The sequence below is a fragment of the Vibrio clamense genome (assembly GCF_050337905.1).
Lineage (GTDB): Bacteria > Pseudomonadota > Gammaproteobacteria > Enterobacterales > Vibrionaceae > Vibrio > Vibrio cortegadensis.
Genome location: NZ_JAKJTJ010000020.1, coordinates 321,251 through 334,614, shown reverse-complemented (window position 1 = coordinate 334,614; position 13,364 = coordinate 321,251). Strand labels below are relative to the sequence as shown.

Here is a 13,364-nt window from a genome sequence, read left to right as displayed (position 1 = left end):
TTGATAAGCAGTTTTGCCGTTATGGCATCTACACAGACAGGGAAAGTAGTCAAAGTCCCTCATCATAAATCAACACATGTTGAATTATCAGGTAAAGCAAAACGAGTCTCGTTAGGAGATCCTGAAGTACTCGATATTGTCATGCTTAAGTCCGATGAATTGTTTCTAATCGGTAAGAAGCTAGGTTCCACCAATTTAATGGCTTGGGATAGCCGTGGACAACTGATTGAGTCAATAAATATTGAAGTGACTCATGACCTTAATAGTTTAAAAGCAAAGCTTTACGAATTCCTACCAGATGAAACCGTCGAAGTTCATAGTGCTCAAAATAGGTTGATTTTAAGTGGCCAGGTGAGCTCTCAAGAGAAGATGAATGTTGCTTTGCGGGTTGCTGAAACTTATGCATCAGGCCAAGAAGCGGATGCGGCGAAAAGTTCTCTTAGCGTACAGACGCAACAGACAGGAATAATCAACTTGATGTCTATCGGTGGTGCGCAGCAGGTCATGCTAGAAGTAACGGTAGCCGAAGTTCAACGTAGTCTTGTCCGTCGTTTTGATGCCAGTTTTCACTTCTTTGAACAGAACGGGAATTTCTCATGGGGCGGAACGTCTGGTGGTGGGATCCTCGATGATATTGGCGGCTCTGTTGGGCCTATTTTTAACAATCCAACCGTGACTAAAACGGGAATCTTAGGGGCATTTGTTGATGGCGATACGCTGTTCACGTTTGCTCTTGATATGGCTAAGCAGAGTGGTGTGGCAAAAGTGTTAGCGGAACCGAACTTAACGGCATTAAGCGGTTCTAAAGCTGAGTTTTTAGCTGGGGGAGAGTTCCCAATACCAGTGCCCGATGATGATGGTATTACCATTGAATACAAAGAATATGGGGTCGGCCTTAAGTTTATACCTACCGTTCTTAGTGATAAAAAAATCAACTTAAATTTAGCGGTAGATGTCAGTGAGATTGCTAGTGCAAATAGCCTTACCTTGTCACCAAATGGCACCAATGGGACCTATTACATTCCTCCGGTTACCCGTCGTAGTGCCTCATCAACTTTAGAGCTAGCCGATGGGCAAACCATTGGTATTGCTGGTTTACTTAGTGAAAATGTTCGTGATGCTTCGAATAAAATGCCAGGCTTTGGGGATATTCCAGTATTGGGCCAATTGTTCAATAGCCAAGAGTACATTTCTGGAGAAACGGAACTGGTTATTCTAGTCACACCTCGATTAGCTGCTCCAATTGATCGAAATAAAATCACCTTACCCACCGACGCATTTGTTAATCCTACCGACCTGAAATACTACTTGCTGGGAATGGGCGCATACATTGATTCATCGGTTAAACCTTCAGTAAATCAAGCGCCTTCCGATCCTGAGTTCTTGGATAATAGTCAAGGTGGCTCAGAAGGTTCATTTGGACACAGTTTATAGGAGAGGATGATGAAAAATATAATGTTAGTGACCACTTCTCTGCTTTGTTTAACCAGCTTGATTGGTTGTGCAAATGACGCACCTTTAGGTAGCCATGTGGCCCAGTTAAAGCAAGAGCAAATATATAACAAACAAGCGACAGAGGAAAACATGGGGGTTATCCCTACTGGTAGTGGTGAAAGAATGGAAGGCGCATATCACGTCTATACTGGTAAGAAGGGTGACAGTTTAGCGGGTTCTGATAGCCAGTTTATCGAAGGGTTTAGCCAATAGGTTTTCTGGTCTACGATCTCTAAGGATTTATCATGAGAACGATAACGAGCAGTAACAAGAAAGTGCAAAAGCAGAAAGGCTTAGTTTTAGTCATGGTGACGATGGCTATGTTGGTCTTTGTCGCGATTGCTGCACTTTCGATTGATATCAACCATCTCATGGTAAATAAGACACGACTCCAAAATGCAGTGGACTCAGCGGCTCTTTCCGCAGCGGTTTTAATTGATAGTGACAGCAGTATCGCCGATGCAACGGCAGCGGCAAACACCACGTTTACCAATATGGCAGGCGCGGTGGGGAATAGTGAGATGGATATGTCGACAGCTAATGTATCGGTGACCTATTCAAATGACCCGCAGACTTTTCCTGATTCTAGCTTTGATAGTTCGTTAGATGTGTATGTGCGAGTAGAAGTAACGAGCTTGGATATGGACGAGTTTTTTATTCAAGCATTCGGGCTTCAAAAAACGGTATCCGCTAGTGCTGTTGCAGGGCCAAGCTCTGCATCGATAAAAGCGTGTAACATCGTTCCTATGTCAGTGTGCTCTGGTGGCGGAACTTCTACCGATGGTTATGAGCGAGGTGAGCTATATATGCTTAAGCTTGCGAGTACAAGTCAAGGAACGATGGGACCCGGAAACTATCAACTCCTCGATTTTGGTTCTGGTGCTAGCACCATTCGATCTGCATTGGCTGGTGGGTACGACGGGTGTATTACGATTGGTGAAAATATAGATACAAAACCTGGAGGCAATGTAGGGCCTGTTGGTCAGGGGATCAATTCTCGATTTGGTGTTTATAGTGGCGGTGGATTGTCTTCATCGGATTACCCTACAGATATTTATGTCAAAGAGCCATCAACGTTAGCGACAGCCGACAACAGCGGCAATATTACCTATAACGATACAAGTGGTGCCGGTGGCGACCCTTGGGGCTACAGTGATTACATGGCATCGACCCCTGATTGTTCTGGTGAGAGTGACTGTCGCATTGGATCTGGAGGTGTTGCAGATAGACGAATCTTACCAGTCCCAGTTGTTGATTGTTCTACGGCCTCTGGGGGGACTTCAAACGTTAAAGTGACTGCAATAGGTTGCTTCTTCTTATTACAACAAGCCCCAACCAATAATGGAAGTCATGAGGGGGTTTTTGGTGAGTTTATTGAAGACTGCACGGTAGATCATAGTAATTCAGGTCCCACCCCTGAAGATGAAGGACCTTATAGAATACAGCTCTATAAAGATCCATTAAGTACGGAGTCTTGATATGAAAACGATACTTAGACATAAACAAAATGGATTAGCGGCTGCTGAATTTATTATCGTTTTTCCCGTGCTGTTACTACTATTAGTAGGAGTCATTGAAATCGGTAACATAATGTTGGAGCAAAATAGCTTAAATAAAGGGGTACAAAACGGAGCTCGATATGCGGTAACGGAAGTGTATGGCACCTCCTCTTATGATCAGATTGCCGATGAAGATGAGATCAAAAATATCGTGCTTTACGGACAATCCAGTACTGGCAGCCACCGAATTTTAGACGCTTTAGCGGTGAGTGATATCTCGGTTTCTCATGTCAATGGCTATGTTACGGTTTCGGCAAGTTATGACTATTTACCAAGCTTTTTAGTCTTACCAATATCCAATACCTCTTTAGCTGTCACATTGAACGCATCGTCAGTCATGAGGACAGGGCCATGAACAGTCAGCGAGAAAATCAAAAAGGGCTAGCGATTATTGAGTTTACTGTGGTGTCGAGTGCGTTGTTACTGATGTTATTTGGCATCATTTCGTTCGGTTATTACATGTTTTCTTTACAAATGGTGAACGAAATTACACGAAAAGCAGCGCGTTTAGCCAGTGTATGTTATGTCACGGATTCAGCGGATATTAACACTTTGGTTATTGACAGTAATGCACCTTCAGATTTCACCACAAGCCATTTGGTTATTGAGTACTTAGATGAATCTGGTGGTGTTGTTACTGGTGATTTAGAAGATGAAGATACATTTACATCAATAAGGTTTGTTAGAGCAAAAGTAGATAACTATGACTATCAGTTTATTTCCCTTTTCAACTATTTGGGAAACAACGGGCTGGTATCGGTACCTAGTTTTGAAACCACACTACCAGCAGAAAGTCTTGGGGTAGTTAGGCCAAATAAAAATAACACAAATGGAACCAAGACCGATTGCTAAGGAAGGGGATCGACTATGGGAGAAGCGGTGAAACTAACGATGCAAGATGATAACCAATTAAGGTTAAAAACGAATCTGTGCATATGGGTTTTGTATTCAAATGATCGTTTTAAACTTCACATGGGGCAAGAGCTTGAGAAGTGTCGAAATCTGACGTTCGAAATGATCTCCATGTATAGCTTAGATGTGGGGAGCTTAAAACAACTCACCCCTCCAGATTTAATTTTCGTGGAAACAGGGCCTAATTGGGCGCAGAAGATTGTGGTCTTACAAGAGTATGAGCCACCAACATCGGAGTATGAAGCTTCTCTTGTGGTATTTGGTGATGAAAGCGACAACGGCGCATTAAAAATCGCATTACGAATTGGAGCTGCCGATTTTGTTTCTGATCGAGTAGTACTCAGCGAACTCTTTCCATTGCTAAAAAACGTCGCGGAAGAAAAAATCGCGAGTCGTAATATGGGGGAGTTGTTCATTTTTATGAATACCAAAGGGGGCTCAGGGGCTTCAACCCTTGCATTAAATACTGCGATGGAGATAGCTAGTTATCATAAAGATGAGGTGCTACTTCTCGATTTAGATATGCAATTTGGCGTGATATCGGATTACCTAAATGTGGTTCCCTCTTATAGTATTTCAGATGCAATCACCAATGTCGCTGATTTAGATGAAAGCTCATTGAGCAGTATGGTTACAAAGCACCCATCGGGGTTACATATGCTGAGTTTTGGTCTTGAAAACAGTAATGAAGATTTCGATCAAGCTAAAAATATTGGAAAGCTATTACCTACATTAAGGGAATTTTATCCTTATCTCATCGTGGACTTATCAAGAGGCATCGATAAGCTATTTTCCTCTGTGATCTCGTCAGCCAGTAAAGTATTCCTCATTACTCAGCAAAATCTAGTAGCTGTAAAAAATACGACTCGAATTAGTCGTGCACTAACGTTTGAATACGGCATAACACGAGAACAAATTGAGTTGATTGTTAATCGATATGAAAAACGCCAATCAATAAAAATCAAAGATATTGAGCAGACGATCAATGGGGTAAAAGTACATATGATTCCCAATGATTTTAAAGTTGCAATTGAAAGTGCAAACCTAGGCAAGCCGTTTATAGAGTCAAGGAAAAGCAGTCCAATTACTAAATCGGTCGTGGAGTTTTCACACTTAATATCACCGCCAGAAGAGTCCAAAAAAGGATGGCTGAAACGATTGTTTTCATAGAATTAGTTTCAGAACAGAATAAGGGATTGCTATGTTCTTTAAACGAAAAAATATAAATCCAGACTTTCAAGAGAAAGCGTTGTCAGTTGATGATACTAGGGTACAAGATGACAGCCCCGTTGATTTTTCTAATGAGCATCCGGAAAATAAAGTCGAAAGAAAACTGCGAGAAGCTGAAGCAAAAAATAAAGCGGTCGATGAGGAAAAAAAGATCCTCGAACATGAGTTGGAGATGAAGCACTACTATCATCAGCGCTTACTCGAAACCCTTGATTTGGGGCTGTTATCTAGCCTAGAAAAGGAGCGAGCACGCAAGGATCTTCATGACGCTATTGTTCAGTTAATGGCTGATGATAAAACCCATCCAATGAGTGCCGAAGGGCGTAAACGAGTTATTCAACAGATTGAAGATGAAGTGTTTGGGTTAGGACCATTAGAGCCTCTTCTTAATGACCCAACAGTATCAGACATCTTAGTGAATGGACCGAAGAACGTATTTGTAGAGCGCTTTGGTAAATTAGAGAAAACCCCATATACCTTTTTAGATGATCGTCATTTAAGAAACATCATCGATAGAATTGTAAGCCAAGTTGGACGACGAATTGATGAAGCATCACCGATGGTTGATGCGCGTCTACTCGATGGTTCTCGTGTTAATGCCATTATCCCTCCCTTAGCTCTCGATGGCCCTTCTGTTTCTATTCGTCGTTTTGCAGTCGATAAGCTAACGATGGATAATTTATTAAATTTTAATTCACTCTCTAAACCTATGGCTCGATTTGTCGAAGCGGCGGTAAAAGGGGAGCTTAATATTTTGATCTCTGGCGGTACGGGTTCCGGCAAAACAACCACGTTGAATATTTTTTCAGGATTCATTCCTAGCGATGATCGTATTGTCACAATAGAAGATTCAGCGGAACTACAACTGCAACAACCTCATGTAGTTCGTTTGGAAACGCGCCCAGCAAACCTGGAAGGAAAGGGGGAAATAGGGCAGCGTGAGCTGGTCAAAAACTCACTTCGTATGAGGCCCGATAGAGTCGTTCTTGGTGAGGTTAGGGGGAGTGAAGCCGTTGATATGCTAGCGGCAATGAATACCGGGCATGACGGTTCGTTGGCGACGATACATGCTAATACACCACGTGATGCGCTAAGTCGGGTTGAAAACATGTTCTCAATGGCAGGGTGGAATATCTCAGCGAAGAATCTACGTTCCCAAATCGCTTCTGCGATCCACTTGGTTGTGCAGATGGAGCGTCAAGAAGATGGTAAACGGCGCATGGTGAGCATCCAAGAGATTAATGGAATGGAAGGCGAAATTATCACCATGTCTGAGATATTTAAATTTCACAGACAAGGGGTTGATGAAGACGGCAATATCATCGGTTATTACACCGCGACAGGTGTTGTCCCCTCTTGTCATGAACAGCTGACTAAGCGTGGTCTTGAGCTTCCATTTGAGCTGTTTAATGAAACCTATTAATAAGGAGTAGCGTTATGGAAAACGACATTACTTTCTTCCTCGTTCTGCTCTTTTTTGCTGTTGTGTTTATTTCTCAAGCGTTGATCTTGCCTGCGGCTGGGAGTAAAGCAAAGCACCAAGAGCTAGCCAAACGCTTGAAAGAGACACAATCCAATTTGGATGAAGAGAGTCGTTCACTATTGCAAGAGCACTACCTTCGAAGCTTAACTCCACTTGATCGTAAACTCGTGAAGTATTCGATATTTTCATCGTTAAAAAAATCATTAGAGCTTTCAGGTTATGACTGGTCATTGAGTCAAACCTTGGCTGTTACTGGGCTTCTGAGTTTATCATCACTCGTCTTTCTACTACTGATTGGCCAGTTCTGGTATGTCGCGGTCTCTGCGGCTTTAGGTGTGTGGTTTATCATGCATTTTATCTTACAGAAAAAGATCTCCGATCGACTGGCTAAGTTTGAAGAACAACTCCCAGATGCGCTCGATATCATCAAGCGAATGTTGCAAGCGGGACAACCAGTGACACAAGCATTTAATGAAGTTGGGAATGAAATGCCAGCCCCAATTGGTGTCGAATTCAAGAATACCTTTAATCTCCTAAATTATGGTTATGACATGCGTCTGGCGATTATGCAAATGGCAGACAGGACGCCCACCGTCTCTATGCTCGCCTTTTCCAGTGCCGTTTTATTACAGAAAGAGACAGGGGGGAATTTATCGGAAAACCTAGAGAAGGTGTCTCAGGTATTAAGGGCGCGGTTTAAGCTGACTCGAAAAATTAAGACCATTTCCGCAGAGAGTCGAATGTCCGCTTGGATTTTGGTGTTATCGCCATTTGTTCTTTTTATATTTATGTCTTTTATTAATCCGGTTTATTTGGAGCCTCTTTATCAGGACCCCCGGGGGATTAAATTAATTAGTATTGGGGTGGTGAGCCTGTTTTTTGGTGCGCTTTGGATACGTCAAATAATCAACTTTGAGGTGTGATATGGATACGATTTTAGATCTCATCGTTAATTTTGAAATCAATGAAGAGACGCTTTTTCTCGGTATGATTTTGTTGTCTACATCTCTTCTGATCGTGAGTATAAGTTTCATCGTGATGGGGACCCGCTCGCCAATCAAGCGAAAATTAGAAATCATGCAACAAGAAGGGGGTGGCGCTAAACCTAAAAGAAACCAAACGATTGATAATACATTAGAGTCTTTAGCGCCCATTATTTCCTCTCGGGATGTGAAAGAGAAAGAGAGCCTTCGACACAAATTAATGCATGCCGGCTTTCATGACAGTAATGCACTGACTATATTTTATGCCATTAAAGTTTTTTCGATGATTCTTGGTCTTGGGACAGCTGCAGCTTTCTATTTTTTTCTACCTGATTTAGGAAGTCTAAACTTGGTGATGATTGTGAGCGTCGCCGCGGGTCTTTATCTGCCTAATGTTGCGCTTAGTCATTTTGTCAAAAAGCGCCAACGCCGAGTTCGTGGTGGCGTTCCTGACGCATTAGATTTGCTGGTGGTTTGTACCGAATCAGGACTTGGATTCAATGCTGCTTTAAGAAGGGTGGCTGACGAGTTAATGATCTCCCACCCTGATTTTGCCGATGAATTGGATACCGTTTGCGCCAAAATTAAAGCAGGGGTCGAAATGTCTGACGCTTTCGAGGATTTAATTGAGAGAACGGGATTAAGTGAGATTACTGGTCTGGTGAATATGCTTTCGCATGCCTCAAGGATTGGGGGGAGTCTATCTCAAACATTGCGAGATTATACTGAAGATTTTAGAGATAAGAGAAACCAAGAAGTAGAAGAAATTGCAGCAAAAATACCGACTAAGATGATATTTCCGCTGTTGATATTTATATGGCCATGTTTTTTCATTGTTGCAATAGGGCCTGCGTTGATTTCACTGTCTGATGCATTAGGCAGCTAGGGAGTTTTAATGAATAATTTATGGAAGATGTTTTTTTTAGTATCGAGTCTGTTCGTGCTATCAGGGTGTGCGAGTAGTGAGCCAGAAAAACCGAGTTTTGATAGTTCTCTTTATGAAGGACGCCCAATAGACACCTTAACATCGGATGCGGCGCCGCTGAGTGAAATGGAGGCGATTCAACGAGGTGATATTGCACTAAGTAATAATAATATTGATCTCGCTTTGTATGAATATATACGTGCCCTTTCATTTCCAGACGCTCAACACCAAGATAAAACTTTATACACCATAGGCCGAATCCACCAATCTAGGGATAATACGGTTTATGCAGAAAAAGCATTTCTCGCGTCTGTTGAGTACAATCCGAATAATGTTCAAGTACTGGAACAACTAGGATCAATTTACATGAAGCAGGGAAGTGTTCAGCAAGGAAAAAGTTATTTTTATCGGGCGCTTAATGCCGATCAGGTGAGGTTGAAAAATCCGAATACATTAAGTGATACCGTTGAGCTGGTAGAGATTAGGCAATTGCAAGTGGATAAGGATTCGCCAGCCTTAGCTTATATGGGATTAGGGATTGTTGCTGATATTGAGGCTCAACATGAGTTTGCAAAAGTTTTCTATCACAAGGCGATAGAGGTAAAGCCTAACTCGGTTAAAGCACTTTTGAATCTCGGTTACTCTTATTATATGAGTGGAAGTTACACTTCGGCTAAACGCTATACCATGTCAGCACTGGAAAAAGATCCAAACAATGAAAAAGCACAAAATAATTTAGCGCTTATTTACTTAGGTAAAGGTGAAATTAAGCGGGCGATAAACGTTTTCATGCGCCATATGGATGCTGCTGAAGCCCTCAATAATGTAGGGTATTTTCTCATTCTTCAAGGCAAACCAGACAAAGCGGTGCCTTATTTGCAGCAGGCTATCGATAAGAAACCCTCTTATTATCCCGTCGCAAATGAAAACTTAGAGAGAGCGTTAGCCGAAGTTAGGGCGATTACTCCAGATGCGGCAGAAACATCCAATGCCCTTCAGTAGATAGGAGTAATAGAGCCATTCAGTAAATAGAAGCAGTAGAGTCTGCGGGTTGGAATACTCTCGCCAATAGAAGTGGTGATCCATTGTAGGATCACCATTTTTTGTGAATTAATTTGAATGATTTGATAAGAGGGGGCAATTTCATCATTAATAGTTCATCGCTATAGGTGGCTTATTCCCACCCTAGATACAGCGAAAAGTAGCACTAAATAGACGATGGGTATTTTCCACTGTTTCAGTAAGTAAAAGCCTAAGATCACTGCGGCTATGTCTAAACCTGAAGCGACAGCACTGACAAAAACGGGTTGGTAGAGTGCTGATAGAAGTAAGCCTACAACGGAGGCGTTAATTCCATTGAGCGCTCCCGAAACTAAAGCGTTACTTGCTAGGGTTTGCCAGTTTTTTAATACACTAAGAAGCAGTAAAAAGCCCGGAAGGAATACCGCAAGTGTCGCCAGCAATGCCCCGAAAATAGGCGTGTTAGGCAGTAATTGATAACCGATATAGGTAGCAAAAGTAAACATTGGTCCTGGAACCGCTTGAGCTGTGGCATAGCCCGTCAAAAAGGCTTCCTGAGTTAATTGGTCACCAACAATGTTTTGCAGTAGTGGAAGAACAACATGGCCCCCACCAAAGACCAAGCTCCCAGCTTGAAAGAAGTCTGAAAATAGCCCAATTTCAGGTGCAGCCTTATTTATGATCGGTAACCCGAAGAGCAAAAGAGCAAACAGTGAAAGAGGGAGCAGTGATATTTTATGTGGGCTTGGGGGCTGGGTTTGTCTGTCTTGTAGCTTTACGGCTCCAACCATGCCACATAACAATAAAAGAGATACCTGAGTGCCGATGCTAGGAATAAGCAATAGACCTAAAGCCGTGATGACGCATAGAGTGACAGATAGGCGTGATTGGCAAAAATTTTTGTACATTCCCCATGTCGCATCGGCAACGACCACGACGGCGAGAAGTTTTAATCCATGTACTACATTTTGAAATAGAGGGGATTCCGTTAACTGACTGCTTAGAACCGCAAGTAATAACATGATCAAGATAGATGGAAGTGTAAACCCAAGAAAAGCCATGCATGCTCCACTTACTCCTCCCTTTTTATAGCCTATAGCAAAACCCACTTGGCTTGATCCCGGGCCGGGAAGAAACTGGCTCAGAGCGACTATCTGGGCATAATCTTTATCACTTAGCCAATTTAATTTTTCAACGAATGTTTGTCTGAAGTATCCAATGTGGGCAGCCGGACCTCCAAAACTGATCCAACCTAATCCAAAGAAAACTTTGAAGATAGAAAACATAGTCTGTACTCATAAAATTAATCATCGTGGGTAGAGTACGATTTGAATTATAATGATTCAAATTGATAGTTTTTCTAGTATCTATGAATGAAATGGGATTTGATGTGGTTGACTTGAATTGGAAAAATGTGGATTTAAACTTACTGGTTGCTTTTTCTCAGCTATATCAGAGTCGGAGTGTGAGCGCGGCCGCTGAAAAAAGTTACGTTAGCCAATCAGCGATGAGCCACAGTTTATCTCGATTGCGTTTACTGTTTAGTGACCCACTTTTTGAACGTAAAGGCCACAGCATGGCACCGACAGATCGTGCTCACGAAATCGCTCCGATCATAGAAACGATCCTCACTCAAGTTCAAACCGATCTATTATTGACCAACCATTTTTCGCCAAGTGAGTACTCTGGAGTATGTCGAATTGGTTTAACTGACTACGCTGAATTGATCTTTGCACCAGCGATTTATGATGCGATTCGCCAATCCGCTCCTGATGCTCAAGTCAGCTTTATTAATGTCTCTCGGCACAACTATATTGAGGCTTTTGATAAGGATCGGCTGGATCTTATGGTTGGGAGTATTACGCGATTAGACGATCAATTTGAAGCTCAAAAATTATACACAGAAAAGCATGTATGCTTGTACGATCCCGCCCAGTATCATTTTGGTTCAGAACTCACACTACAAGAGTTTATTGATGCCGAGCATGCGTTAATTAGTCCTGATGGCATACTTGAAACACAAAGTGATCAAAGATTAAAAGCATTAGGTGTATCGCGGTTCATACCCGTTGCGTCACGCAGCTTTTTGACCGTAAGACGCTTAATTCAGAATCGAAAATTGATTGCGACAGTCCCAAGATTGATGGCTCAAGCTGATATGCTCAATGATAACTTGACCACGGCATTGCCTCCAATCTCGATAGATGACTTTGATATATCAATGATTTGGAATAAGGCCAGAGCGAGTGATGAGAAGCAAATTTGGCTTCAATCTTTAGTGTTGGGTGTTTTTGATTCATTTGAATAATATTGGCCCTGAGCAATTGTATCCAAGCCAAAACTGAGGCTTAAGCTGAACTGAAAATTCTTGATCAGGGTAGTTGGTCATTCGAAGATACAATTTATTCGCTGTTAACAGGGAACTTAACAGTAACACTCCAACGATCCCGTATTGGAAATATCGATGTTTTATTTTTGATGGATGAGAAGCACAAATTGGGTGATGTTTTTTACATGCGGACCAAAAAATAGCGAGTGAGATTACTGCCAGTAACTGGCTAAGCGGAGAGTCGAGAACTCCGGAAACAAGGCTATAAGCAAACCCAGCTAAAACACTTAATCCTGTCACCCGAACCCAGCGATGGTAGGTCGTAATGACGGTTTTCAGTGTGAGTAAAAGTAAAAAACCGTAGCAAAGTAGAGGAATGAGCCCCCAATTTACCAAGACTAAAAGTGCAGAGTTATGTGGGCGACCAAATAATTTGGATGAACATACAAAACCATCACCACCTAGCCCTAACAGTGAAGACAGGGTTATGGCTTCGGCCCACAGCGCCATGCGCCCGGGAGAGTCGGTTCGAACTTTTGGCCATGTCCACAATCCATCATTAAATAGATAGGCAGGTAATGGGGCAAGAAAAACAATACGAAGTAAACAGCCAAAAATAATACTGAATAGCAGTAGTTTAAGTATTTGCGATCTTAAGGGCTTATCAATTTTAGCCCAGATAAGAATGGCTGTAATGATGGCAATGGAAATCCCACGAGCATCCAAAGCAAAAATAATAGCCACATGAGTACAAAGTAGAAAACGTAATGCGTTATAAAGCCATCGCTTTCTTCTAAAACAGAGAGTGAAGTAGAGTGTCGGAATGATCAGCCACACCTGAACTTGATTCAAAAATCGGGCGTTTGCAAATCCAAAAATGGTATGAATATTCGTTTCAAGTTGATAGTAAACTCGAAGCCAAAACCCGACACTAACCGAGAGAAATAGTAAAAGCGTTATCCAGCAGAAATAGCTATAAAGTCGCACTTTTTGGGATTCAAACCCAATAGATAGAAAGGCGGTCAGTAGCGCTAATCCTAAGAAATAGAAGTAATCCGTTTGAGCTCGCCAAAAATCAATACCTTGAAAATTGGCGATAGCTGCAAAAATACCGAAAATAACAAGAACCCACCCAACGCTAAGGCTAAGCTCCGTAAATTGTTGTGTTATACGATCCCGCCAGTGGCGGTCGCTTAAAATAATCAGGTTAGAGATAAGAAGAACGGAGCAGATGAAAACGCGTTTAGCGTCGTACAGTAAGAAGGCACTATTTCGAGGTATAAAAGTGTTGAAACATAACACCATGATCCCCAAAAAAGTAAACCCCATCAATAGAGTAAATTTCCACTTGGATTGCACCATACAACGGCCTTCTCTTATCTTTTTAATAGCTTAGACCAAAGTGGAATCAGGTGCTGTTTTGATACCG

At 42.1% G+C, this 13,364-nt stretch carries 13 protein-coding genes; 11 read left to right on the top strand and 2 right to left on the bottom strand.

The features are described from left to right. Positions 1–21 precede the first annotated feature (21 nt). The 10 genes from L4C39_RS06635 to L4C39_RS06590 are packed head-to-tail and all read left to right on the top strand — an operon-like array spanning position 22 to position 9,588. Complete coding sequence (locus tag L4C39_RS06635) at positions 22–1,434, top strand: type II and III secretion system protein family protein (RefSeq protein ID WP_429745088.1); 1,413 nt, start codon at positions 22–24, stop codon at positions 1,432–1,434. A 9-nt stretch (positions 1,435–1,443) separates the two neighbouring features. Further along, positions 1,444–1,707 (top strand): hypothetical protein, encoded by a 264-nt coding sequence (locus L4C39_RS06630; RefSeq protein WP_171755951.1) that lies wholly within the window; start codon positions 1,444–1,446, stop codon positions 1,705–1,707. 32 nt (positions 1,708–1,739) lie between these two features. Then, positions 1,740–2,972 (top strand): TadE/TadG family type IV pilus assembly protein, encoded by a 1,233-nt coding sequence (locus tag L4C39_RS06625; protein WP_171755952.1) that lies wholly within the window; start codon positions 1,740–1,742, stop codon positions 2,970–2,972. A gap of 1 nt (position 2,973) precedes the next feature. Then, on the top strand, positions 2,974–3,408 hold the full coding sequence (locus L4C39_RS06620) for a TadE/TadG family type IV pilus assembly protein (RefSeq protein WP_429745086.1): 435 nt from the start codon (positions 2,974–2,976) through the stop codon (positions 3,406–3,408). Next, positions 3,405–3,905, top strand: a complete 501-nt coding sequence (locus L4C39_RS06615; RefSeq protein ID WP_113799138.1) for a TadE/TadG family type IV pilus assembly protein — start codon at positions 3,405–3,407, stop codon at positions 3,903–3,905. Before L4C39_RS06620 ends, L4C39_RS06615 begins: the two co-directional genes overlap by 4 nt. Before the next feature lie 15 nt (positions 3,906–3,920). Then, entirely contained in the window at positions 3,921–5,135 is a 1,215-nt protein-coding gene (locus L4C39_RS06610) for an AAA family ATPase (RefSeq protein ID WP_429745084.1), read from the top strand. Between the two features lie 31 nt (positions 5,136–5,166). After that, on the top strand, positions 5,167–6,618 hold the full coding sequence (locus tag L4C39_RS06605; RefSeq protein ID WP_113799134.1) for a TadA family conjugal transfer-associated ATPase: 1,452 nt from the start codon (positions 5,167–5,169) through the stop codon (positions 6,616–6,618). Positions 6,619–6,632: 14 nt separating this feature from the next. Next, positions 6,633–7,601: a type II secretion system F family protein gene (locus L4C39_RS06600; protein WP_136995526.1), complete on the top strand. Its 969-nt coding sequence runs from the start codon at positions 6,633–6,635 to the stop codon at positions 7,599–7,601. A gap of 1 nt (position 7,602) precedes the next feature. After that, positions 7,603–8,547, top strand: a complete 945-nt coding sequence (locus L4C39_RS06595; protein WP_136995525.1) for a type II secretion system F family protein — start codon at positions 7,603–7,605, stop codon at positions 8,545–8,547. 9 nt (positions 8,548–8,556) lie between these two features. Further along, on the top strand, positions 8,557–9,588 hold the full coding sequence (locus L4C39_RS06590; protein ID WP_429745081.1) for a tetratricopeptide repeat protein: 1,032 nt from the start codon (positions 8,557–8,559) through the stop codon (positions 9,586–9,588). A gap of 161 nt (positions 9,589–9,749) precedes the next feature. Here L4C39_RS06590 and chrA read toward each other — a convergent pair whose 3' ends face one another. After that, entirely contained in the window at positions 9,750–10,892 is a 1,143-nt protein-coding gene (gene chrA, locus L4C39_RS06585) for a chromate efflux transporter (protein WP_429745079.1), read from the bottom strand. Between the two features lie 92 nt (positions 10,893–10,984). On the opposite strand from chrA, the gene L4C39_RS06580 reads away from it, so the two are divergent. After that, positions 10,985–11,914, top strand: coding sequence for a LysR family transcriptional regulator (locus L4C39_RS06580; RefSeq protein WP_017054055.1), 930 nt, complete (start codon positions 10,985–10,987; stop codon positions 11,912–11,914). Here L4C39_RS06580 and L4C39_RS06575 read toward each other — a convergent pair. Continuing rightward, entirely contained in the window at positions 11,903–13,297 is a 1,395-nt protein-coding gene (locus L4C39_RS06575) for an O-antigen ligase family protein (RefSeq protein ID WP_429745078.1), read from the bottom strand. The genes L4C39_RS06580 and L4C39_RS06575 overlap by 12 nt on opposite strands. Positions 13,298–13,364 lie beyond the last annotated feature (67 nt).